Source organism: Pseudochelatococcus sp. B33 (assembly GCF_053570585.1).
This window is the reverse complement of record NZ_JBSEFH010000011.1, coordinates 143,127-165,218: the sequence shown is the minus strand read 5'-3', so window position 1 is coordinate 165,218 and position 22,092 is coordinate 143,127. Positions and strand designations below refer to the sequence as shown.

Annotated in this window: 23 protein-coding genes and 2 pseudogenes; 12 read left to right on the top strand and 13 right to left on the bottom strand. The window is 61.6% G+C overall.

Annotated elements, in window-relative coordinates; genetic code table 11:
• From ACUSIJ_RS14095 to ACUSIJ_RS14080, 4 genes are read right to left on the bottom strand one after another with little or no spacing between them, the layout of a single operon-like run.
• The gene (locus ACUSIJ_RS14095; protein ID WP_449309032.1) at positions 1-978 is read right to left on the bottom strand and encodes an ABC transporter ATP-binding protein; all 978 of its coding nucleotides are present in this window, start codon (positions 976-978) and stop codon (positions 1-3) included.
• The gene (locus ACUSIJ_RS14090; RefSeq protein ID WP_449309031.1) at positions 971-2,020 is read right to left on the bottom strand and encodes an ABC transporter ATP-binding protein; all 1,050 of its coding nucleotides are present in this window, start codon (positions 2,018-2,020) and stop codon (positions 971-973) included. The genes ACUSIJ_RS14095 and ACUSIJ_RS14090 overlap by 8 nt, the downstream gene beginning before the upstream one ends.
• A gap of 1 nt (position 2,021) precedes the next feature.
• Positions 2,022-2,903 (bottom strand): ABC transporter permease, encoded by an 882-nt coding sequence (locus ACUSIJ_RS14085; RefSeq protein WP_449309030.1) that lies wholly within the window; start codon positions 2,901-2,903, stop codon positions 2,022-2,024.
• Between the two features lie 49 nt (positions 2,904-2,952).
• Positions 2,953-3,894 (bottom strand): ABC transporter permease, encoded by a 942-nt coding sequence (locus ACUSIJ_RS14080; RefSeq protein WP_449309029.1) that lies wholly within the window; start codon positions 3,892-3,894, stop codon positions 2,953-2,955.
• 486 nt (positions 3,895-4,380) lie between these two features.
• On the opposite strand from ACUSIJ_RS14080, the pseudogene ACUSIJ_RS14075 reads away from it, so the two are divergent.
• A pseudogene (locus ACUSIJ_RS14075) lies at positions 4,381-4,608 on the top strand (FAD-binding protein); the annotation flags it as partial.
• Between the two features lie 324 nt (positions 4,609-4,932).
• Here the strand turns inward: ACUSIJ_RS14075 and ACUSIJ_RS14070 are convergent.
• The 5 genes and pseudogenes from ACUSIJ_RS14070 to ACUSIJ_RS14050 form a co-directional block, all read right to left on the bottom strand.
• A pseudogene (locus ACUSIJ_RS14070) lies at positions 4,933-5,117 on the bottom strand (transposase); the annotation flags it as partial.
• Positions 5,118-5,765: 648 nt separating this feature from the next.
• Positions 5,766-6,707: an SRPBCC family protein gene (locus tag ACUSIJ_RS14065; RefSeq protein ID WP_449309028.1), complete on the bottom strand. Its 942-nt coding sequence runs from the start codon at positions 6,705-6,707 to the stop codon at positions 5,766-5,768.
• A 4-nt stretch (positions 6,708-6,711) separates the two neighbouring features.
• Positions 6,712-7,194, bottom strand: a complete 483-nt coding sequence (locus ACUSIJ_RS14060; RefSeq protein WP_449309027.1) for an SRPBCC family protein — start codon at positions 7,192-7,194, stop codon at positions 6,712-6,714.
• On the bottom strand, positions 7,191-7,532 hold the full coding sequence (locus ACUSIJ_RS14055; RefSeq protein ID WP_449309026.1) for an ArsR/SmtB family transcription factor: 342 nt from the start codon (positions 7,530-7,532) through the stop codon (positions 7,191-7,193). The genes ACUSIJ_RS14060 and ACUSIJ_RS14055 overlap by 4 nt, the downstream gene beginning before the upstream one ends.
• Before the next feature lie 177 nt (positions 7,533-7,709).
• Complete coding sequence (locus tag ACUSIJ_RS14050; protein ID WP_449309025.1) at positions 7,710-8,030, bottom strand: putative quinol monooxygenase; 321 nt, start codon at positions 8,028-8,030, stop codon at positions 7,710-7,712.
• 458 nt (positions 8,031-8,488) lie between these two features.
• Between ACUSIJ_RS14050 and ACUSIJ_RS14045 the strand changes: the two genes are divergently transcribed.
• The 3 genes from ACUSIJ_RS14045 to ACUSIJ_RS14035 all read left to right on the top strand — a co-directional run bounded on the left by ACUSIJ_RS14045 (position 8,489) and on the right by ACUSIJ_RS14035 (position 10,644).
• Complete coding sequence (locus ACUSIJ_RS14045; RefSeq protein WP_449309024.1) at positions 8,489-9,448, top strand: ABC transporter ATP-binding protein; 960 nt, start codon at positions 8,489-8,491, stop codon at positions 9,446-9,448.
• A complete protein-coding gene (locus ACUSIJ_RS14040) occupies positions 9,445-10,206 on the top strand; it encodes an ABC transporter permease (protein WP_449309023.1) in 762 nt (253 codons plus the stop codon). Before ACUSIJ_RS14045 ends, ACUSIJ_RS14040 begins: the two co-directional genes overlap by 4 nt.
• A gap of 84 nt (positions 10,207-10,290) precedes the next feature.
• Positions 10,291-10,644: a DUF2200 domain-containing protein gene (locus ACUSIJ_RS14035; protein ID WP_449309022.1), complete on the top strand. Its 354-nt coding sequence runs from the start codon at positions 10,291-10,293 to the stop codon at positions 10,642-10,644.
• Positions 10,645-11,122: 478 nt separating this feature from the next.
• On the opposite strand, the gene ACUSIJ_RS14030 is transcribed toward ACUSIJ_RS14035, so the two are convergent.
• Positions 11,123-12,370: an MFS transporter gene (locus ACUSIJ_RS14030; RefSeq protein WP_449309021.1), complete on the bottom strand. Its 1,248-nt coding sequence runs from the start codon at positions 12,368-12,370 to the stop codon at positions 11,123-11,125.
• A 163-nt stretch (positions 12,371-12,533) separates the two neighbouring features.
• Between ACUSIJ_RS14030 and ACUSIJ_RS14025 the strand changes: the two genes are divergently transcribed.
• Positions 12,534-13,169 (top strand): LysR family transcriptional regulator, encoded by a 636-nt coding sequence (locus tag ACUSIJ_RS14025; protein ID WP_449309020.1) that lies wholly within the window; start codon positions 12,534-12,536, stop codon positions 13,167-13,169.
• A 465-nt stretch (positions 13,170-13,634) separates the two neighbouring features.
• Here ACUSIJ_RS14025 and ACUSIJ_RS14020 read toward each other — a convergent pair whose 3' ends face one another.
• A complete protein-coding gene (locus tag ACUSIJ_RS14020) occupies positions 13,635-14,222 on the bottom strand; it encodes a glutathione S-transferase family protein (protein ID WP_449309019.1) in 588 nt (195 codons plus the stop codon).
• Positions 14,223-14,287: 65 nt separating this feature from the next.
• On the opposite strand from ACUSIJ_RS14020, the gene ACUSIJ_RS14015 reads away from it, so the two are divergent.
• From ACUSIJ_RS14015 to ACUSIJ_RS13990, 6 genes are all read left to right on the top strand, one after another.
• On the top strand, positions 14,288-15,013 hold the full coding sequence (locus tag ACUSIJ_RS14015; RefSeq protein ID WP_449309018.1) for a helix-turn-helix transcriptional regulator: 726 nt from the start codon (positions 14,288-14,290) through the stop codon (positions 15,011-15,013).
• A gap of 198 nt (positions 15,014-15,211) precedes the next feature.
• Positions 15,212-15,961 carry a type I methionyl aminopeptidase gene (gene map / locus ACUSIJ_RS14010; RefSeq protein ID WP_449309017.1) on the top strand — a complete coding sequence of 250 codons (750 nt, stop codon included), beginning with the start codon at positions 15,212-15,214 and terminating at the stop codon, positions 15,959-15,961.
• Positions 15,962-16,260: 299 nt separating this feature from the next.
• On the top strand, positions 16,261-16,854 hold the full coding sequence (locus ACUSIJ_RS14005) for an ankyrin repeat domain-containing protein (protein ID WP_449309087.1): 594 nt from the start codon (positions 16,261-16,263) through the stop codon (positions 16,852-16,854).
• A gap of 85 nt (positions 16,855-16,939) precedes the next feature.
• On the top strand, positions 16,940-17,488 hold the full coding sequence (locus ACUSIJ_RS14000) for an AAA family ATPase (RefSeq protein WP_449309016.1): 549 nt from the start codon (positions 16,940-16,942) through the stop codon (positions 17,486-17,488).
• Positions 17,489-17,541: 53 nt separating this feature from the next.
• Positions 17,542-18,102 carry an RNA polymerase sigma factor gene (locus ACUSIJ_RS13995; protein ID WP_449309015.1) on the top strand — a complete coding sequence of 187 codons (561 nt, stop codon included), beginning with the start codon at positions 17,542-17,544 and terminating at the stop codon, positions 18,100-18,102.
• Positions 18,099-18,686: a hypothetical protein gene (locus ACUSIJ_RS13990; protein WP_449309014.1), complete on the top strand. Its 588-nt coding sequence runs from the start codon at positions 18,099-18,101 to the stop codon at positions 18,684-18,686. Before ACUSIJ_RS13995 ends, ACUSIJ_RS13990 begins: the two co-directional genes overlap by 4 nt.
• 403 nt (positions 18,687-19,089) lie before the next feature.
• Here ACUSIJ_RS13990 and ACUSIJ_RS13985 read toward each other — a convergent pair whose 3' ends face one another.
• Positions 19,090-20,178, bottom strand: a complete 1,089-nt coding sequence (locus ACUSIJ_RS13985) for a 4-oxalomesaconate tautomerase (protein WP_449309086.1) — start codon at positions 20,176-20,178, stop codon at positions 19,090-19,092.
• Positions 20,179-20,287: 109 nt separating this feature from the next.
• Here ACUSIJ_RS13985 and ACUSIJ_RS13980 point away from each other — a divergent pair, with 109 nt between their 5' ends.
• Entirely contained in the window at positions 20,288-21,214 is a 927-nt protein-coding gene (locus tag ACUSIJ_RS13980) for a LysR substrate-binding domain-containing protein (RefSeq protein ID WP_449309013.1), read from the top strand.
• 429 nt (positions 21,215-21,643) lie between these two features.
• Here ACUSIJ_RS13980 and ACUSIJ_RS13975 read toward each other — a convergent pair whose 3' ends face one another.
• On the bottom strand, positions 21,644-22,075 hold the full coding sequence (locus tag ACUSIJ_RS13975; RefSeq protein WP_449309012.1) for a nuclear transport factor 2 family protein: 432 nt from the start codon (positions 22,073-22,075) through the stop codon (positions 21,644-21,646).
• Positions 22,076-22,092 lie beyond the last annotated feature (17 nt).

The window sequence follows — 22,092 nt, the reverse complement described above, 5'->3', positions numbered from 1 at the left end:
TCAATCGTAGAGATGGCAGGCGACGGTGCGGGTCCCGGTCTTGGCCGCTAGCGCGGGGCTCTCGACCTTGCAGCGGTCGAAGGCCGCCGGGCAGCGGGTGTGGAAGTGGCAGCCGGAGGGCGGCGACACCGGGCTTGGCACGTCGCCCTTGAGCACGATGCGTTTCGGGCGCCGCCGCGGATCAGCGATCGGTGCCGCCGACAGCAGGGCCTGTGTGTAGGGATGCAGCGGTTCCGTGAATAGAGCCTCTGTCGGCGCCAGCTCAACGATGCGCCCGAGATACATCACCGCGACCCGGTCGCTGATGTGGCGGACTACGCCGAGATCGTGGGCGATGAACAGATAGGCCAGCCCCAGGTCCCGCTGCAGGCGCATGAACAGGTTGATGATCTGCGCCTGCACCGACACATCCAGCGCAGAGACCGGCTCATCCGCGACGATCAGCTCGGGATCCAGCGCCAGCGCCCGCGCGATGCCGAGCCTCTGCCGCTGGCCGCCCGAAAATTCGTGCGGATAGCGCGCCGCCGCGTCGGCGCGCAAGCCGACGCGCGCGAACAGCGCCGCCACCTGCTCCCGACGCTCGGCGCCCGACAGCAGGCCGTAATTGTGGAACGGCTCCGCGACGATGGCGCCGGCGGTCGACTTCGGGTTCAGCGACGAATACGGGTCCTGAAAGACCACCTGCATGCTGCGCCGATGCTCGCGCATCTGCGCCCTCGAGGTCTTGGCTATGTCGGTGCCCTTGAGCAGGACCTTGCCGCCGGAAGGCTCCACCAGCCGCAGAATGGTCTTTCCGGCCGTCGTCTTGCCACAGCCGCTCTCGCCGACGAGGCCCAGCGTCTCCCCCCTCTCCAGGGTGAAGGAGATGCCGTCCACCGCCTTCACGCTCAGGCCCGATCCGCCGAGGAAACCGCGATGGAGCTGGTAATGCTTCTGCAGCCCTTCAACCTGGAGAAGCGGCGTTGATGTCTCAGGCATGGGTGCTCCCCGGCATCTCCTTGGCGTACCAGCACGCCGCCCAATGACCGGGCTGGTGCTCTTCGAGCGGGGGCTCGACGAGATGGCAGCGCTCGGTGGCGAACTGGCAGCGCGGTGCAAAGCGGCAACCCGGCGGAAGCGCGTACAGCGGGGGAACCAGTCCCGGTATCTCCGCCAGCTCGCCGTTGCCGCCGCGCTCTTTCTCGACCGACGGCATCGAGTGCAGCAGCCCGACCGTGTAGGGATGCAGCGGGGTGCTGAACAGCTCGGTAACCTCCGCCTCCTCCACCTTCCTGCCGGCATACATCACGACGACCCGATTGGCGGTCTCGGCGATGACGCCGAGATCGTGGGTTATCAGCACGATCGCCGTCTGGGTGCGTTGCTGCAGCTCTGCCATCAGTTCCAGGATCTGCGCCTGCACCGTGACGTCCAGCGCGGTGGTCGGCTCGTCAGCGATCAGCACTTTCGGGCTGCAGGCAAGCGCCATGGCGATCATCACGCGCTGGCGCATGCCGCCTGAAAGCTGGTGCGGATATTCTTTCAGCCGCCGCGCGACGTCCGGGATGCGCACCAGTTTCAGCATCTCCCCCGCCCAGTCGAGCGCGGCGCGGCGGGACAGCCCCTCGTGCAGGCTCACGGCCTCGGCGATCTGGCTGCCGACCGGCATCACCGGGTTCAGCGACGTCATGGGCTCCTGGAAGATCATCGACACGTTCTTGCCGCGTATCCGCTGCATCTCGCGGTCGCTGAGATCCAGCAGATTCGTCCCCTCCAGCATGATGCGCCCGCCCACCGTCTGGCCCGCCGGCCGCGGCACCAGGCCGAGGATCGACAGCGCCGTCACGCTCTTGCCGCAGCCGGACTCCCCGACCACGCCCAGCGTCTCGCCGCGGCCGACACTGTAGGACACTCCATCGACCGCCTTTGCAACGCCCTCCCGGGTGAAGAAGTAGGTCTTGAGATCCTCGACGCTCAGCAAGGGCGCTCCGTCCGCCGTCGATGGCGATGAAGCCTGCCCTTCCGACACCAGGTGAAGCATCTCAAATCCTCCGCGCCATCCGCGGGTCGAGCATGTCGCGCAGCCCGTCGCCCAGCATGTTCACTGCGAAAACCATCACCGCCAGGAAGCAGCTCGGAAACAGCACCCCCCACATCCCCAGCTGAATCATTGTCCGGCTCTCCGCGATGATGTTCCCCCAGCTCGGTATCTCCGGCGGTGTTCCGACGCCCAGGAAGCTGAGATAGGCTTCGGCGAGGACGGCGGCGGCGCAGATATAGGTCGCCTGCACGATCAGCGGCGGGATGGCATTCGGCAGCACATGGAAGAACAGGATTCGCGGGAACCGCGTGCCGACCGCCTCGGCCGCCTGGATGTAGGGTTGCTCGCGGATCGACAGCACAACCGACCGGATCAGCCGCACTACATGCGGTATCTCCGGTATCGCGATTGCCACGATGATGAGCCAGATGCTTTCGCGCGTCAGGGCCATCAGTGCGATCGCCAGCAGGATGCCCGGTATCGCCATCAGCGCATCCATCACCCGCATGACGATCGCGTCGACGCGCCTCACGAATCCGGTGATGACGCCGATGACGCAGCCGAAAATCATGCTCAGCAGCGCCACCCCGACCCCGACGACGAGAGATACCCTGCCGCCATAGAGCGTCCGCGCGAACACGTCGCGGCCATGGCTGTCGGTTCCGAACAGATGCTCGGCCGACGGCGGATGCATTCGGACGGTGCCATCAAGGCGAATGGGATCGTAGGATGTCAGCAGCGGCGCGGCGATCGACACCGCGGCGATGGCGAAAAGCAGCCCCCCGCCCAGTGCGAAGGTCGGATGCCTCCTGACGAAGTTGAAGATGACGCTCTTCGACCGCACCGGGACGTGTTCAGCGGGACTTGCCGCAATTTCCGTCACGTGTTCCTCCATAGCTTAGGGACACATTCATAGCCGCAGCCGAACAGCATCAATAGCGGATACGCGGATCAAATAATGTATAGCTTAGATCTATCAAAAGATTTATTACAACATACGTGAAGGCGCATACCAAGATCACGCCTTGTATGACAGGATAGTCGCGAGAATTTACCGCATCTATTGTAAGTCTCCCGATTCCGGGAATGGCAAAAACGCTTTCTGTCACAACGACGCCGCCGATGAGCGAGGCCAGGCTCAGACCGATCGTGGTTACGATCGGAATGGCGGCGTTCTTCAGGGCGTGCCGGAACAGCACTGCGCGCGTGCTGACGCCCTTGGCGCGGGCCGTTCTTATGTAATCCTCGTTGAGAATTTCCAGCATCGTCGAGCGCGTCATGCGCGACAGCAGCGCCGTATAGATCAAGCCCAGCGCGACGCACGGCATGATCATATGCCTGATGAACGGAACGAATCCGTCAAAGATGCTGCGATATCCCTGAACGGGAAGGAATCTCCACTCGATAGAGAAGCGGAACACCAACAGATAGGAAATCAGGAACACCGGCAGCGAAAAGCTGATCACGGCAAAGGTCATGATAGCCCGGTCGATCATGGTTCCATGCTTGACCGCGGCAATGATGCCGAGCGGAATTGCCAGAGAGATCGAGAAGATGAGCGTTAGCACCGTGATGGAAATCGTCGGTTCGATCCGTTGCAGGATCAAGCCCAGTACCGGCCGCTGGTTGAAGACCGAATTTCCTAGATCGCCCTGAAGAAGATTTCCGAACCAATGGATGAACTGCATGAGCAGGGATTGGTTGAGCCCGAGCTGCTCACGAATACGCTCGACATCCTGCGCCGTCGCATCGTCACCCGCAATAAGCTGCGCAGGATCGCCCGGTGCCAGGCGCATCAAAAGAAATACTACGACCGCGACCGTAACAAGAATCGGAATCGCGGCCAGCAGACGCCGAATGGTGTACGCTAGCATTGTCATTTTCCTTGGACGCCGCGGCGATCAAGCGCCGTCGTTCTTGTTGAGCTCAGCGATTTTTCCATACAATGAAAAGTCGTAGTCTCTTGAATTATGAATTCAATCGTACATGGCCGGCACGAATCTGTCAACTTGAGAGCCTTGTCCGGACGGCGCCTGATGCCGGTGGCGCCCGTCGGAGTGAGTCGCGGACTCCAGGCGGCCGATGCGGCGCTCGCTCTCCGGCGAGCCGGGTCGACGGTTCGTCGCCGTCGGGTACGGCGATCGCCGGCGAAGGAACGGCCCCGATGCCTCCGGGAGGCATCGTAGTCAGCACCGGACCAAATCCTGTTAACGGCCGAGCAACAATTGAATCATGAATGCAATTATACTGAAACAATGTCTGGGAAGCAGGCAGGAGTTTTGCCTGCGCGGCCGCTGCGCCGGTGCCACCCTTCACCGAGATCATTCGAGATGGGCTTCGGGAACCATCAATGACGATATATGGCGGATCGGAATCGACGGACAATGAGCGGCATGCAGACACGGAAATATGAAGCGGACGTCGTCGTGGTCGGTTTTGGCGGCGCCGGAGCCCGCGCGGCGATCGCAGCAGATGAAGCTGGCGTCGACGTTATCCTCATCGCGAAGCAGCCGGAGGACCGGCATTATCCGAATACGCGAATGAGCGGCGGCGGATTTCACAGCCCCCATCAGGACGGCAATCGCCAGGCCCTGAAGGAATATGCCAAGGCCATGTTCAGCGGGGAGAACCTGCCATACAGCCTTGAAGGCGAGCAGCCCGACATGTCGGAGAAGCTTGCGGAGGTCTGGGCGGATCTTGCTCCTCAGAACGAGGACTTCATGTGCAGCCTCGATCCGGCCTTCAAGACGTTCAAGCTGAGCAATGCCGCCTTTCCGGATTTCCCCGGTGCGGCCGAATCCGGCTATGCAGTGGTCAGGAGCACCTATACCGGACGCTCCGACGAGGAATCGCGGGCCCGGAACACACGGGAAGCCAGCAAGGACGAGAAGGAAGCCGGCGAGGCCTTCTATATAGATCGTCTTTGCCGGACCGTACCGAGGTGGTACGTCACGCCTCGTCCGCCAGTCTTCAGGATGTGCAGGATACCGCTAATGACGCGCCGGTCATCGACCCGGCGGGCACCCGGCTGGTTCTTCGGTAGATGTGGTTCCAGTGCCGCCCAGGCTTCGTCCGAGAGCCAGAATAGATCGCGCATGGCTTCCCCCGTGCAAAAAACCATCCACGAACAGAATCGGCCAATCTTGACAAGAGTTTGATAAAGTCCCCTACCTAGACGATCCCACAGTGAACGACAACGCCGCACGCATCGCGGACAGGCATTCCGTAGTCAACGGACGGCCGTTATCAGAAACAATTGGGATGCTCCCCAGCCTGAACACCCTCCGTCACAGCGCGACTCTCAAGCCTGGCTTTTATCGGGCCGGACGCTGGCCCCAAATGGAGGTGGCGGGTTAAGTGGCGGGCGCGGTGCCATAAACGGCAAAACCCGCCTTTCTGGCGATTAAGCTATTGATTTAATTGTGATAATATGGTTGCGAGGGCCGGCAACCATCTTTATTTGCAATTCTTCTCGACGTATCGGCATCTCCTTGAATGGGTTGCGTCTGAGGACGCTGGAGGGTTAGTGCGAGTAGCGGCGTAGTTTGGGCCGCACACTTCTATTTTTTGATAAATTTATGATATCATAAATTTTTTTAGAACAAGCACGGAAACTGGATCGGTCACTTTCATAAGACTCCGCTCGGAACGTCAGCCCCTTTATGAAGTGCCAGCTTCGCCGCCACGTCGCGGAGTGCTCGACCAGGCGGATCGAAATCGCATTCGCTTCGGTGGCCGCGGCTTTTCATTCGGCGCCGACGAAGCGCGCCAGCTTGCCCAGGGTCTGGAGCCCCAGTTCCACCGCACCGAAGCCCCTGGCCTCCTGGAACTCGGCCGCCGTGCTGAAGACCATGCCCAGCGTGACCTTCGTCGCGCCATTGGCATCCTCGAACGAGGCCCAGGCGTCGGCGTGCTTCGGCCCGTTCTCACCCCAGAGAAGCGTATAGCCGATGCGGTCTTCAGCCCGGACCTCGCCATACAGGTGGTGGTTCGGGAAGACGGTGCCATCCGGCGCGATCATGTCGAAGACCCATTCCCCGCCCGTCCGCAAGTCGATCCTCTTGGTCCGGCAGGTGAACCCGTCCGGCCCCCACCATTGCGGCAGGGTTTCCGGGTTCATCCAGGCGCCCCAGACGACGTGGCGCGGCGCCTTGATCACCCGCTCCAGCACCATGGTCCGTTCAGCCACGCCCGCCAGATTGTCCAGCCCCGCGTCGAAGCCCTGCCGGTAACCCGCCTCCATATCCTCGGCCAGCGAGGACAGCTGCACCGTCACCACAAGCCGGCTGCCCTCGCCCGCATCTGCGAACTCGGCCGTCACCAGCGCCGCCGATTGCGTGACGCCTTCGCTCCGCGATTCTTTCCTTGGAGCGAATTCTGATCGATCAAACGATTCCGTTTGATCGGAAGGCGCTCTGGAGATCACCTCGTAATTCACGCTGCGTCGTGCGGGCTGCAACGCCAGCCAGCCGCAATCGCAGCGGATGTCGGGCTGGCCTGCCACCTTGCACAGCGAGACCTCGCGCCCGCCCACCTTTGTGTCGGCCTCCAGAAACTCTACCGTGACCGAGGGCGCAGGCGCGGCCCAGACCGCCCGCGCGGCAGGCGCCGTCCAGGCCTGCCACAGGGTGGCGACAGGCGCGGCCACCTGCCGCTCGAAAGTCAGCGTCACGAAACGACCGCTCATATCATCAGCCCCCTGTCACCAGCCCTTTGGCATAGGCTTCCAACTGCGTCACCACCGTGCCCCAGCCGTCGAAGAAGCCCATGTCCTCATGCGCCTTGCGGGCGTCGGGATTGCGGTGGCGGGCAATTGCCGTATAGGTCGTGCCGCCGCCCGGCGCATCCGACAGCAGCAGGATCGCGGTCATGAAAGGCTCGGGCGCGGGCTTCCAGCCTTCGGTATAGGCATCCGTGAAGACCAGCTTCTCGCCCGGTACCACTTCCAGATAGACGCCCTGATTGTCCATCACATTACCTTCCACATCGAAGATCGTGTTGAACCGCCCGCCGACCCGCAGGTCGATGTCCACCGCCGTCACCTTGTGCGGCGCGGGAACGAAGAAATGCGGGATATGCTTCGGCTCCGTCCAGCATTCCCAGATCAGCTGCCGCGGCACGGCCAGCGTGCGGGTAAAGCTCAGGTCGGTGTTCGGATCGAGATCCGGTTTCATGTCTCACGCTCCTTCATCAGTTTCATCACGTAGTCGTCCAGGCGGTCGAGCCGGGCTTCCCAGATGGTCCGCTGTTCATCGAGCCATGTTCGCACAGGGGCCAGCGCCTCGGGCACGATGGCGCAGGAGCGTACCCGACCGTCCTTCGATGTGGCGATCAATCCCGCCTCCTCCAGTACCGCAAGGTGCCGCATCACCGTCGGCAGACGCAGCCCCGTGGGCTTGGCGAGCTCGGTTACCGGTGCAGGCCCCTCGGCCAGACGCGTCAGGATCGACCGCCGGGTCGGGTCCGCCAGCGCATGGAACAGCTCCGAGAGATCGGGATCATGCTTAGTCATAAGACTAACTATAATCAGCCTCCATGCCGTGGCAAGAAAAAACTTTGCCGATCGACTAAGTTTCCTCCGCGGTCTTTCGATGTATCTACGATATGGCGCTAGATACCGCATCGGTCGATGGCCTTGCAGGCCATAAGGCGGCTTTCCCTCGCTTGAACCGCCGGGGATGCCTCCTGCTCATCCGGCCTGCTGTCGGTCCGCCGTTGCGCTCCAGAGGGGCGACAGGATCGTGATCTCGCGCTCGGCCTCGAGCAGATCCGGCAGTGCCTCGTGCCAGGACCGACGATAAGGACGGTTCAGCTGCACGTTGATCACGTCCTCACGGCTGGCCCATGTCTCATGGAGCACGAATTCGTTCGGCCGCTCAGTGACCTCAGAAAGCCGGGCGTCGATGAAAGTATCCTCGTGGCGCATCCGGTCCAGGACTCCGGTCAGCAGGTCCAGAAACCGCGCGCGCTGCCCGGGGCGCACGATGAAGCGGATCAGATAGGTTTCCATTGTCTTCTCCTTTCTGCCAGTCTGCGAGAGAGTGGGGGAGGAACCCGCGGCGGAATACTGGTGGCAGGGGCGATGGCACGCCATGACCTTGGAGGTCATATCCTGCGCAGAAGCTCTCGATAGAATGGGCTCGAAAAGGAGGCTCCTCACCATGACAGTTCCGGGCAGCACGACGATCTCGGGCGCAACCGGCGGGTTCACGACCCGTAGGGACGGCAGGTCCGCACGGGGACCGTGGGCGGGGTTGGTGTCAGCCGTTCATCCGAGCCGCTGTGGACGTCCACCCCCCGCCCCCCTGCGTCAGCTTGATAGTCAGGCGAGTCAGCCGCTCTCTGATGGCCTCGCTCCGATAAGAATGTGATTTGCGATGCGAAAAGGGGCCTCTTGCCGATCGGGCTGGTGGCGTCTACCGCCGGGGAGACCTATATGCGCCGGACCAGCCCGCACAGGATCGCATCATGCAGCCAGTCATATCCGTCAGGAACCTGACGAAGACCTACCAGAACGGCTTCGACGCACTGAAAGGCGTCGACCTCGACATCGCGGAGGGCGAGATCCTCGCTCTGCTGGGGCCGAACGGCGCCGGCAAGACCACGCTGATCTCCATCGTTTGCGGCATTGTCAACGCCAGCGGCGGCAGCGTCACCGTCGCCAGCCATGATATCGTGCGCGATTACCGCGCCGCGCGCAGCCTGATCGGGCTGGTGCCGCAGGAGATGCATGTCGACTCATTCGAGACCGTCTGGGCCTCGGTCTCCTTCTCGCGGGGCCTGTTCGGGAAGAGGCACGACGACGCCAAGGTCGAGGAGGTACTCTCCGACCTCTCTCTGCTCGACAAGAGGAACGAGAAGATCATGGCCCTGTCGGGCGGCATGAAGAGGCGCGTCATGATCGCCAAGGCGCTGGCGCACGAGCCGCGCATCCTGTTTCTCGACGAGCCCACGGCGGGCGTGGACGTGGAACTGCGCAAGTCCATGTGGGAGTTGATCCGGCGGCTCAACCGCTCCGGCGTCACCATCATCCTCACCACCCATTACATCGAGGAGGCGGAGGAGATCGCCGACCGCGTCGGCGTCATCAACCATGGCGAGCTGGTGCTGGTCGAGACCAAGGACACGCTGATGCGCAGGATGGGTGAGAAGGTGCTCACCGTCGAGCTGCGCGAACCGCTGGCCGCCGTGCCGGCCGCGCTGTCGTGCTACAACCTCTCGCTCGACGCGGGCGGAACCAGCCTTACCTACAGCTACGACGTGAACGCCGAGCGCACCGGCATTTCCGCGCTGCTCTCCGACCTGCACAGCGAGGGCGTCGCCATGCGCGACATCTCCACCAGGCAGAACTCGCTCGAGGAGATCTTCGTCAACCTCGTGCGGCAAGGCGCTCAGAAACAAGACGCGCAGAAGGAGGCGGCCCAATGAACCTGCTCGCGATCCGCGCCATCTACAGGTTCGAGATGGGGCGCTGGTGGCGCACTTTCTGGCAGAGCATCGTGTCGCCGGTCTTGTCCACCTCGCTTTATTTCGTCGTCTTCGGCGGCGCCATCGGCAGTCGCATGGAGGACATCGGTGGCGTCTCCTACGGCGCCTTCATCGTGCCGGGCCTGATCATGATGACCATGATCACCCAGGCGATCGCCGTCGGCTCCTTCGGCATCTACCTGCCGAAATTCACGGGCACGATCTACGAGATCCTGTCGGCGCCGGTCTCGCCCATGGAGCTGGTGGTCGGCTATGTCGGCGCGGCGGCCACCAAGGCCGTGGCCCTCGGCCTGCTGATCCTGGCGACGGCGGCGCTGTTCGTGCCCATCCAGATCACGCATCCGGTCGTCATGCTCGCCTTCCTGGTGCTGACGGCGGTGACCTTCGCGCTGTTCGGCTTCATCATCGGCATCTGGGCCGACAATTTCGAACGGCTCCAACTCATCCCCATGCTGGTCGTCATGCCGCTCGTCTTCCTCGGCGGCGCCTTCTACTCGATCGACATGCTGCCGCCCTTCTGGCAGACGGTCGGCCACTTCAACCCGGTGCTCTACCTCGTCAGCGGCTTCCGCTGGTCCTTCTACGAGCACGCCGACGTCGCAGTCGGTGTCAGCCTGGCGGCAATCGGCGCCTTCCTGGCAGCGTGCCTCGTCGCGATATGGGCTATCTTCCGCGCGGGCTGGCGGATCAAGAAATGAGCGGCGTGGCAGGGGAGCAGCGACCGGATGTCAAAAATCGGCCGATAATGGCCTAAATCCGCAGGGGCTCAGGAGCAGAAACTCATGACGAAACACAGGATCTATACGACCAGCCTCGCAAGCGTTTATCCGCACTACGTTGCGAAGGCAGAAAGAAAGGGACGCACAAAAGCAGAGGTCGACCAAATCATCTCCTGGTTGACGGGTTATAGTCAGAATGAGCTGCAAGCTCAACTGGAAAAACAGACTGACTTTGAAACATTTTTTGTAGAGGCTCCTGAAATCAATCCCTCGCGAGCCTTGATCAGTGGTGTGGTTTGCGGTGTCCGGGTGGAGGATATCGAGGAACCAACAATGCGAGAAATTCGCTACCTGGATAAACTCATTGACGAGTTGGCGCGGGGAAAGGCGATGGATAAAATTCTGCGAAAGAATTGATGGCTAGAATGCTCCCCGTTTCACCGTCCCCAGGCGGACGGGGCAGACACCGCGTTCAGCCGCCAATTGAAACAGGTCGTCATCCGAGCGAGGCGGGAGGGGATCAGGCGCAAGAATATACCGTCATGCTCGGTGGATCTCCTCCGGGAGCAATGTTCACCATCGCCTGCGAGAGCTCGGTCTGTTTCCGGCCCGAAGCGGTTATTCGACAGTGCCGACTGCGACTGCCTTTCCGATAGCGGCCGTTCTGCTCTCCGCGGCGCGATAGGTACGGCATGTCGGCGATGCGGGACGGACCGGACGTTAGCCCAGGGCTTTTCCCTGCCGCAACTCATGTCGCGAAACTTCTGCCATATGCGGCAAGGATGCGCGACACGTCCGCGCCCGGAAAATCCGACCCTCGGCGAAGTGGCGCAGGCTTCAGGAGTTCCGCGACATCCCATGGACCGGAATGCGATCGTCGGCGCATGTTTGCCCTCTATTCTTTGACCTGAAGCTTGGTGTCTCCGGGTTCGGGCATAAGGGCGACTATCCCGGCCGCTACAAGAGAAAAGGCGGCGCTGATCGCAATTGGCAGGATATAATTGCCGAAGACATCGAAAGCATCACCCGCGAGCCTTGGGCCGAGCAGCGTTCCGATTGACATCGCCGTATAAAGGATGCCGATAATGCCAAGAGAATTATGGGTGCCGTAATAGTCAACGCATAGCGCGGGAAACAGGGCTACAAAGCCCCCATACGCGGCTCCAAAAACAAATGCGAATAGATACAATTGCCATGCAGAACTCGAACCCATCCACCATAGCAGCATCAAAGCAAGGGTAGCGAATACCGCCGCGAGAGTCCTTCTTCGACCCAAACTGTCAGCCACGCCGCCGCCAATGAACCGGCCAAAAGTGCTGCCAAGACCAAGCGCGCTCAGTATCCAGACGGCAGCGTTGTGGGACAGCCCCTGATCCTCGGCATATGGCACGAGATGAACGAATGGGATGAATGCCCCAATCGAAATAAGCGCCATCGAAAGATAGAGCAGCACGAACGTGCGGGACTTAACAGCCTCAAAGAGACCGATTTCCTCGCTTAGTGGCGGTGAACTATTCGTCGCGACGCTGCTGGCAGGAGCCGCAACAGCCAGCGGGGCTTTCTTGACAAACAGCAGCGCAAATCCACCTGCGCTGACCATCAAAAGCCCCAGCACTGCCCATGCGATCCGCCACCCGAACGCATCAATGAGATGAGCAGCAACCAATGGCATGCAAAGCGTGCCGAGGCCGATACCTGAAACAGCGATCCCTGACGCAGTACCTCGGCGGGTGCTGAACCACCCCTGGACCGCGCCAATGGCCGGCACATAGGAGAACCCAATGGCTATCCCCGCACCTATCCCGAATCCGATATAGACTTCCCACAATGCTTCTGCCCGAGCTGCGACGAGTATTCCAATGCCACCGATGACGACCCCCAATAGGCCGATCCTTCTCGGGCCGTATCGGTCGGCCAATGGTCCGCTGACGCCGCCCAATGCAAAGTAGAGCGGCACTGCGATGGAGAATGCCATTGAGACGGCGCCTCGCGAGGCCGAAAACTCGTTCTGAAGCGAGGCGATAAATGACGCGAAGCTGTAGGCCAGTCCGAAAGTGAAGAACATAACCGTGAACGCGCCCGCGACGACCGTCCATCCCTCGCGTGGGGCGGTCCTGCCGATATGATCCAGGATACGCGCCATCAGCAACTCCACGGTTCAACTTCACGGCTCCTGCTCAGGCAGCCATGTTTTGCGTGCTATTGTCCGCTCCCGTGCGCATTGTGCAAACCAGCTTTCGTCTCTGGTAGCCGCAGAAAATCTATTGCAAAATCGAGCCATCGCCGAACAAAGGAGGCGCGATCACGTGACCCATTTGCTTCCACCACTCAATGCGTTGCGAGCCTTTGAGGCTGCGGCACGACATCTCAGCTTCAAGCTCGCCGCGCATGAACTTCATGTAACGCCAGGGGCAGTCGGGCAGCAGGTGAAGGCCCTTGAGGAGCGCCTTGGGGTGAAGCTCTTTCAGCGGATTCATAGGCAATTGATTCTGACGGAGGCTGGCCAGACCTACCTGCCGCCAATCCGTGACGCGTTCGGCCGAATTGCTTCAGCGACGGCAGCGCTCGTGCCACAAACGACAATGGTTGTCGTCAATCTGGGCTTGCATGCGGGTTTCAATTGGGCCGAACTACGCGCGGAACTCAACCGGTTCCGTGAAACCCATCCGGCTATCGGGGTGCGGGTTAACCATCCCGCAGGATTGCATGAGCTGCTTGACGGCAAGATCGATCTTCTCGTGGACCGAAGCCTGGGGCATCATCCAGGATATCGGTGCGACCAACTCATAAGCGGTCATCCCGGCGAGTTTCTGATTTGCCCGGAGGGCACCTCCGACTGCCCGGAAATAGAGACAGTGAGGTCCTGGCTCCTGGTTGAAAGCGCATCTTGCCTAGTTTCCCGGCGACATGAGTTGGCGGCGGGGCCGATGAGCCAAGCGTGAAAATGATGCTGCCATATTTCCTGGCTGCACGGAGAAGAAGCGTTTTCGTCATTCCGGTGTCTCCCATGCACCTATTCGCCACCCCGAGCCGAGATTGATGTTCGGGCTTTCCGGGCTTTCGGAGCGAGAGATTGGCGCGGATGTTCGATCAGGAAAGGTTTCGTGAAACGTCGAAAGAGGCGACAGCTTCGCATTTGAACGACACGCGTACGTCTCAACCTCCGCTCAGGGCTCAATGCATCGGACGGCAGCGTGGAGCAAGTCGTGCTGCCACCGTCATCGGTCGTCTGACGTTCCCGGCCCCAACCGGTCACTTGAGGTCCGCGCAGCGAAACCGGGAGGTCGTTGTCGGCGATGCGGGACGGACCGATCGCGAGTCTATCTGACAGGCGCATCCTGCTCGGGCGTCGCCACGCCGGGCGCAGCCCCCGTATCGGCTAGGAGCTGCGCGTAAGGTGGACGGCGTCAACGCTCTCCGGTCATCCGAACCGCGGGCCGGTCCATGCAGCGGGCGACCCAGTCCCGGATCGCCGCCGTGCTGGGCAAGGCATCGCCGAACCAGGCGAAGGGAGCCGCGCACAGGAGATCGGCGGCGCTGTACTCCTGCCCCAGAAGATAGGGCTGCTTCGTCAGCACCTCGTCCAGCCGTGCAAGCGCCGTGTCATAGTCGCGCAGCGATGCCTCCACCGCCGGGTGTTTCACCCCGGCCCAGCCCAGAATGGCAACGGGCTCGAATACGCCCTGATACCAGGCCAGCCAGGACAGGTAGCGCCCACGCTCGGAATGCCCGACGGGACGCCCCAGCCCCGCCTGCGGGAAACGATCTGTCAGGTAAAGGATGATCGCCGCCCGCTCGCGAACGTGATCCTCGCCGTCGGTCAGATAGGGCACCTTGCCCTCGGGATGCGGATTTGCCGGGTCTCGCCCGCCCGACCCGTCCTGGCGCGGGATGGTCACCTCGACCGTTTTGACCTGGTCCTCGATGCCAAGCTCGAGGATCAACTGCTTTACGCTGGTCGAGCGGCTTTTGGGCGCATGATAGAAGGTCAGCATGATTTGACTCCGTCGCTGTTTGCACCGACAACCCTAACGCGCCCCTACTGACAGAAGGTGACAGGATGGCCCGGACCGACCGGCTGATGCGCCTGATGGATACGATGCGCCGCCTGCCCGCCCCGGTTACGGCGGCGCGGCTGGCCGAGGAAACGGGTGTCTCACCACGCCAGCTTTATCGCGACATCGCCACGCTGCGGGCCGGGGGCGCCCTGATCGATGGCGAGGCGGGTTTCGGCTATGTCCTGACCGAGGATCCGGCCCTGCCTCCGCAAAGCTTCTCGCAGCTGGAAATCGAGGCGCTTTTGCTCGCGGTGCAGTCGCTGGACCGGATCGGGGACGCCGAGATGGTCGCGGCTGCACGGGAGGCCATGGCGCGGATCGTCGCCACCCTTCCCGAACATCAGGCGCGGCAGTCGCTGCATGCGATCACGCGCAGTTTCTCCGTCGGACCGGAGCGCGATCCCCCGGCCATCGACCTGGCCGTCCTGCGCAGGGCCTGCTGGGAGGAAGAGGCGGTGAAGATCGTCTATACCGACCTGAAGGGCAGCGTGTCCGAGCGGCTGATATGGCCACTCGGCCTGTCCTACGGCGACCGCAACCTGATGCTTCTGGCGCATTGCAGGCTGCGCATGGATTTTCGCCTGTTCCATGTCAATCGGATCGCCTCGCTGGAGCGGACGGCGGAAAGCTTCCGCCCGCAGCGGGTGCCCCTGATGCGGGACTATCGCCGGAGCAGGCTGGACACCAGCTCATACCGGGGGTCGTCGTCCGGGCCGGAAGTGGCTTAGCAACGCCGGCGTGCTGGCGGGCTGTCAGATTTGTGCCGGCCCCATACCCGCCCTTCAGGTAGCGCTGGTCGCTTCCCAGAAGCGACCATTCGTGCTTGCCGCAGCGCAATCCGCACGACGGTGTCGGCGATGCGGGACATTCCCGACATTCGCCGCTAAAATGTCCAACTTATCCGCTGCTTCAGAAGAGACGGAAGAATGACGATTACAAACCAGGACGAGCTGGACGGGATGAAGGAAGTCGGCCGGATCGTTGCCAACACCATGCAGGCCATGGCGAAGGCGATGGAGCCCGGCATGACGACCCGGGAACTGGATGAGATCGGTCGCGGGTTGCTGGAGCGTGAGGGCGCTTTGTCCGCGCCGCAAGCCACTTACGATTTTCCGGGGGCGACCTGCATCAGCGTGAATGAAGAAATCGCTCACGGCATCCCCGGTGACAGGGTGATTGGGCCGGGGGATCTGGTCAACATCGACGTATCTGCCTCGAAGAACGGCTATTTTGCGGATACCGGGGCGACCTATCGTCTCGCGCCGGTGCGCCCCTCGCTGGATCGTCTTTGCCGCGACGGAAAACGCGCCATGCGGATCGGCATTGCGCAGGTTGGCAGTGACAAGCCGCTGGCAGGCATCGGAAAAGCCATCGGGCGCTTCGCTTCGGATCGCGGCTACACGCTGATCCGCAATCTCGCCAGCCATGGCGTGGGCCGGTCGTTGCACGAATATCCCGAAGCCGTTGCGACCTGGCCCTCTCGTGGCGAGAATCGCCGCATCAACAAGGGGCTTGTGCTGACAGTCGAGCCATTCCTGTCTACGGGTGGACTCTGGGCGACCGAGGGGGACGACGGCTGGACACTCTACAGCGAACCCTGTGCCCCTGTCGTGCAGTATGAGCACACGGTTGTTGCGACGGATCGAGGGGCAATCGTGGTTACATTGCCCGGCTGAACACACCCGCTTCGGGCACGAAGCGTTGGACGGCAGCGTCGTGCTGCGGCCAGCGCCAGTCGGACGACGTGTACGGCCCTGAGCTGACGTTCAGTTTCCCCATCCGGGCAGTACCGGCTTTGCAAACAGGGTGCCCGATAGCTACTCTCCCAGCGGAGACGCTGTGGGCGCCCGTCAAGGCACGCCGCCGGCCCAATGCGCGAACGAGGAGGAGCACGACCATGCTTCGCCGTCTGGTTATCCTTGGTGCCGCTCTGCTGGCGCTGACATTAGCTCCTGTCATGGCTTTGGGGGAAACGATGGGCGAGACGCCTCTGCACACGGCGGCGAAACGGGACGATGTCGCGCGGATCGAGACGCTTCTGTCCGATGGCGCGGATATCGAGGCGCGTGACGACAGCGGCGCTACCGCCCTGCTCGTCGCAACCCATGAAAACACCGTTGCCGCGGCCCGGGCGCTGATCGCAGCCGGCGCCGACGTCAATGCGAAGGACAAGATCAGCGACAGCCCGTATCTCTACGCCGGCGCACGGGGCCACCTCGACATTCTGAAGCTGACTTTGGCGCATGGCGCCGACCTGAAAAGCACCAACCGCTTCGGCGGCACCGCTCTCATCCCCGCTTCGGAACGTGGTCATGTCGAGACCGTGCGCACACTGATCGAGGCCGGGGTCGATGTCGATCACGTCAACAATCTCGGCTGGACCGCCCTTCTGGAGGCCGTCATCCTGGGCAACGGCGGCGAACGCCACCAGCAGATCGTCGAGCTGCTCATCAAGGCCCGCGCGGACGTCAATCTTGCGGACCGCGAGGGCGTTACGCCGGTTCAGCACGCCCGCAGCCGGGGCCACCGTGAGATCGAACAGCTTCTCCTTGCCGCAGGGGCGCGATGAAGATGAACGGTTCCCCATGCGGATACCGTGGGGGCGTCGCCATGAAGGCGGTATCGCCACCGGGCCGGCCGCCCGCGAGACATCGATGAACAGGTTCGTCGTGATTTCCGGATGCTCCGGCGGAGGCAAGTCGACCTTGCTCGAGGAACTCGGCGCGCGCGGTTTCGCGGTGGTGCAGGAACCTGGCCGGCGGATCGTCAGGCAGGAGCTTGAAACCGGCGGCCCTGCGTTGCCCTGGATCGATGTGATCGCCTTCGCGCGCCGCGCCATCGAAATGGCGCTGGCCGACCGCGTCGCGGCAGGTCGGCGGGCGGGATGGATCTTTTTCGATCGCGGGCTCGTCGATGCCGCCGCAGCGCTCCAGCACCTGACGGGCGAGCCGGCGCTTGCGGAACTGGCGAGGGTGCACCGCTATCACGCGCGGGTCTTCCTCACGCCGCCGTGGCCGGAGATCTACGCGAACGATCCGGAGCGGCGCCATGGTTTCGACGACGCGGTGGCGGAACATGAGCGGCTTGCCGCAGTTTATCCCATGCTCGGCTACGAAACCGTGATGCTGCCGAAGACCGACGTGTCGGCACGGGCAGATCTCATGCTGAGCCTGTTGCCGGACGATCCCGGCGATGCGACATAGCTTGCCGCTTGGATCATGTGTAAGAAATCCGCCCGCCGGGCGACTGACTGACCATGAGCAGCGAACGGGCATACATAAGCGACGCGGATACGGCCGTTCCGGCGGATGCCGACAGCCGTTACGCGCTTGCGGTCGAGCTTCTGGGAGCGGCGCTCGCGCGGCTTGCGGCAGGCTACGAGGCAAATCCGGCCGAGCGGCAGGACCTGTTGCAGGATATCCATCTCCAGCTCTGGCGCAGCCTCGCGCGTTTCGACGGCCGTTGCTCACTGAGGACATGGGTCTATCGCGTGGCGCACAATGTCGCCGCCGACCATGTCGCGCGCTCGCGCCGCCGGGGCCGCACGGCCAGTCTCGACGATGCCGATGCGGCGGCAGATAAAGCCGCTCCCTCCCATGAGGCGGTCGTGTCGGACCGGCTGGCGCTGTCACGGGTCTACGACCTGCTCTACGGTCTGGCGCCACTCGACCGGCAGGTAATGCTTCTCCACCTCGAAGGCGAGAGCGCCGCCACAACAGCCGAGGTCTGCGGCCTGTCGTCCGGCGCGGTCGCCACCCGCATCCATCGCCTCAAGCGTTTTCTGGCGGAACAGTTCAAGGGGGAAGCGCAACCATGACGAAGACGATTCACGATCACTGGAAGGAGCAGGCCATGACGACGGCAGGACTCTCGCTCGATGACCTCAGGCGGCGCGAAACGCAGATCGACCGCGCCACGCGGCGGCGGAACATGCTGGAGTATGTCGCGGGAGGAGCCGCGGCAGCGTTTCTGGCGGTCATGAGCGTCTTCACCTTCATGCGTGCCGAGGATGCGGCCGATTTCGTGCTCGCGGGCGGATTCGCCTTGCTCGTTGCCGGCATGCTCGTCGCCGGCCGCCATCTCCACCGCAACAGCCGGAAGCTCCACACCGACCTCGCCCAAAACGGCATCGCCCATCTGAGGCGGCGTCTCGAGCGCGAACGCAACTTGCTGCGCTCGGCCTGGCTCTGGTATGTCGGGCCGATGGTGCCGGGCTTTGCGCTCATCTATGCAGGCGCGTGGATGGCGAGCCCAGACAATCCGACCTTCCCGCTGGTGGCGGGCGGTCTGACGTTCCTGTTCCTGATCGGGGTGGCATTTCTCAACCGCCATGCCGCGAAAAGGATCGGGCACGAAATCGACGAGTTGGAGCGCACTGCCCCGCGCCGGGAGAGAGCATAAACACATATTCTTGAATGCTACAGCAAATCTGGCCGATCTTCCCGCCGATCCTGGCTGTAGCGACCGGTGCACGATTGGCCGATGTCAGCCGGATCTACCTGATTGATATAAAACGGATAATTTCGCTCCAAGCCGGAATATGGCCGATCCTGTCCACAGTTCTCCATCGCGGCCGGCTGCTCAAGCGGCAGCCTTTAACTCCCTATCTGGCAGGACGACCAAGCGTGCCAGTCGCTCCGATCGCTCATCGATCAGCTCGCCAAATTTATACTGTAGTCGCGGCTCTCGTGGTTCTTCAGCAAGGCCCAGGGTGGCTCCAACAAGGCACCGCGCGACCAAGCTTTCTGACATTGTATGATTCTGCCTCACTTTGTGGGGTGAGTCTCACGCAAGCTTAGACTGCCTATCCCTCAAGATTGAGGGCGGTCTGTTCCGGCCGCACAAGAACCGCACCTTCGAACAACCTTCTCGCCGTGCGGATTACGGATGCAACGGGTGTGCGGCCGTCTCTCATCTCAACAGCTACATCCAGCCGGCCTGCAGAATGTGCAAATGATAGCGTCACCGGCAAAGTGATCGCTCCGCACAGCTCCGCCGCGATCGTTCCAAGCGTGGCACACGCGCTGGCGAGAGCGATTGAGCCAGTGATTGCAAGCGCCGTGTGGCATTGGTGCGGCATGAAATAACGTGTCGTCAGGTGTGCGCCATTGGTGCCTTTAGCGATGAGTATCGGCTTGGGGATCACCCGATCTGCGGTGTCCGCCAGACCCATCAACTTGCCTGCGGTAATGCGGATATTCTCCAGGCGCTGAAGGAAATCTCTGTCACGATTGAGTTCAGCGGGCATTTCCATGGCCGTTTTGCCAAGGTCCCGGGCACGAATAAGAACAACCGGCATAGCTGCATCGATGCAGCTGACCTCGATCCCTTCGATCATATCTTTCGCCGCACCGGTTGGAAGCAGGGCACCCGTCTTCGAGCCGGCCGAATCCAGGAATGTGAGCGCAATCGGCGCACCCGATCCGGGCACTCCGGAAATCGAGGTGGCGCCACGATAGGCAACGCTTCTATTGGCCGTCGGAATACGTGCCTCGATCACCTTACCGGTATTCACGTTGTGGATACGGATCATCGTCATCTCGGATTCGACAATGACCAGTCCGGACTCGATGGCGAAAGGTCCAACCCCGGCAAGCATGTTGCCACAGTTGGGTCCAGTGTCGACAACATTCTCATAGACGTTCACTTGCGCGAACAAATAGTCCACGTCAGCATCCGGTCGCCGCGATGGCCCGACGATGGCAACCTTGCTCGTTAGAGGGTGTCCCCCTCCGATTCCATCTATCTGCAACTCGTGTCCCGAGCCCATCGCTGCAAGCAGAATGGCATCGCGCCGCTGCGGCTCTTGAGGCAGGTCTGAAGCCAGGAAGAACGGCCCACGTGAGGTCCCTGCCCGCATAAGGACACACGGAATTCTTTGTAGGTCATTCATATGAGCAACCCAATCAATGCACAAAAGGGAACGACCATCGACTTGCATTCCGATAGTACCCTGGTGGCTTTAAGTTGACAAATGCAATGTTCGGAGCTATTAATTACGAATGCGTATAAATCTTGAATTGCTGGATCTGAGGGTGTTCCTTGCGATTTTGGAAGAGGGCAGCTTTGTGGGAGCGGCCGAAACGCTGAACCTCTCTCAGCCAGCACTGAGCCGTCGCATAAAGCATCTTGAGGCGTCGATCGGGGCGGTTCTGCTCGAGCGCACGACGCGCCGTGTTACTGCCACGTCTGTTGGGCAGAAACTTCAGCCGATATTCGCGCGCATGATCGATGAGCTAGAGATGTCGATCCTGTCGATGAGTGAAACCGGCAATCGGCAGTCGGGTATAGTGACCATAGCCAGTGTGCCGACTGCGGCTTTCTACTTCCTGCCTCGGGTGATTAAACAATTCAACGCGCAGCATCCGTGCATACGTTTTCGTATCTATGATCTTCCCGCGCATGAAGGCTTGCAGAGCGTTGCCGACGGACATACGGAGTTTGGAATCAATATGCTCGGGTCCGCCGATTCCGATCTTCGCTTCACGCACCTCATGGACGATCCGTTCGTGCTCGCCTGCCATCGGGACCATGCACTGGCGCAACAGGATAGAGTGCGATGGACGGATCTTGCTGGCTTTCCACTTATAGGTGTCAGCCGCCATAGCGGTAACAGGACGATACTCGACAATGCCCTGGCAAAGCTCGACGTTGATCTCGACTGGTTCTACGAGGTCAATCATCTTTCGACTTCGCTTAGCCTGCTCGAAGCCGGGCTCGGCGTTTCTGTCCTTCCCAGACTTGCCACGCCTCAGGGCAATCATCCGTCGATAGTCATCCGGCCGATCGAGGATCCGGTCGTCATCCGACCCATCGGCATTGTCGAAAGGCGGGCCGGTCGGCTTTCACCGGCCGCTGCTCGTTTCCGGGGTATGCTAATCGAAAGCTGGAGCGGCGCCGGAAGCGGGCAGCGAGACTGCAGTTCCTGAGCTTTTCGAAGGGCCGCTTGATCGGGTTGCGCCATTTGTATGTGTGTCGATCGCGCATGTTGGGTCGCGCTGATTCCTTTTGGCTGGGATGGCATCCCCTCGTTCAGCCGGAAGCAAAGGCCCGATCAGCGTCCGCTCCTCATCCGACATCCGATCCGTTCGCCCAAGAATACCGCCAAATCGGAACCTTTGACCGGATCAAAGGACGCTCAGTCGGGACGCGTGCGGCCGGGCTCGCGCAGAACACTGTCTCCTGCCTGCATCCACGGCTGGCGCAAGCCATGAACAACTATCTCTACATCTGCCAGGCTTTGTCTAAGACTACAACTTCGCTTGTGACGTTCGAAGATATCATGTCTTGCGAATTCATCTGTAAACAATGGGCTGCAGAATCTCAAAGATTAGACATAAGTCCAATCCATCAAATACCTAAACCGATTGCTGGAAAAGCCGTTTCACTTCGCGAAACTCAAACCGCCATCCGTCAGGGGTCCGCACGTAGCGGTCATGCCATTCGCCCATGCTGTAGGCACCGCCGAGTGGAAGTGGAAATTCTGGATCGGGAACACCTGCATCGTGCCGAAACACGATGTAGTAAGAAACCGCCGACGCGTGGTTCTCATCCTGAACATTGACGACAGTGTTGGCGGTGAAATGGCGGCTGATCGCCGTTGGCGGGCGCGATGACGATGACAACATTTGCTGGTGCCCGGTGTAAGGCTTACCGCCGCGGATCCAGGTGCCGTCCGGAACGAAGAGACTGACCGCTTCGGCAACTTGTCCGCGATCGGACAGCTGGGCATGGCGATAGAGCAGGTTCCTGCAGTCATGTTCGATCTGTCTGTGCAGATTCTCGTCCATCTCGAATCTCGTTTGGT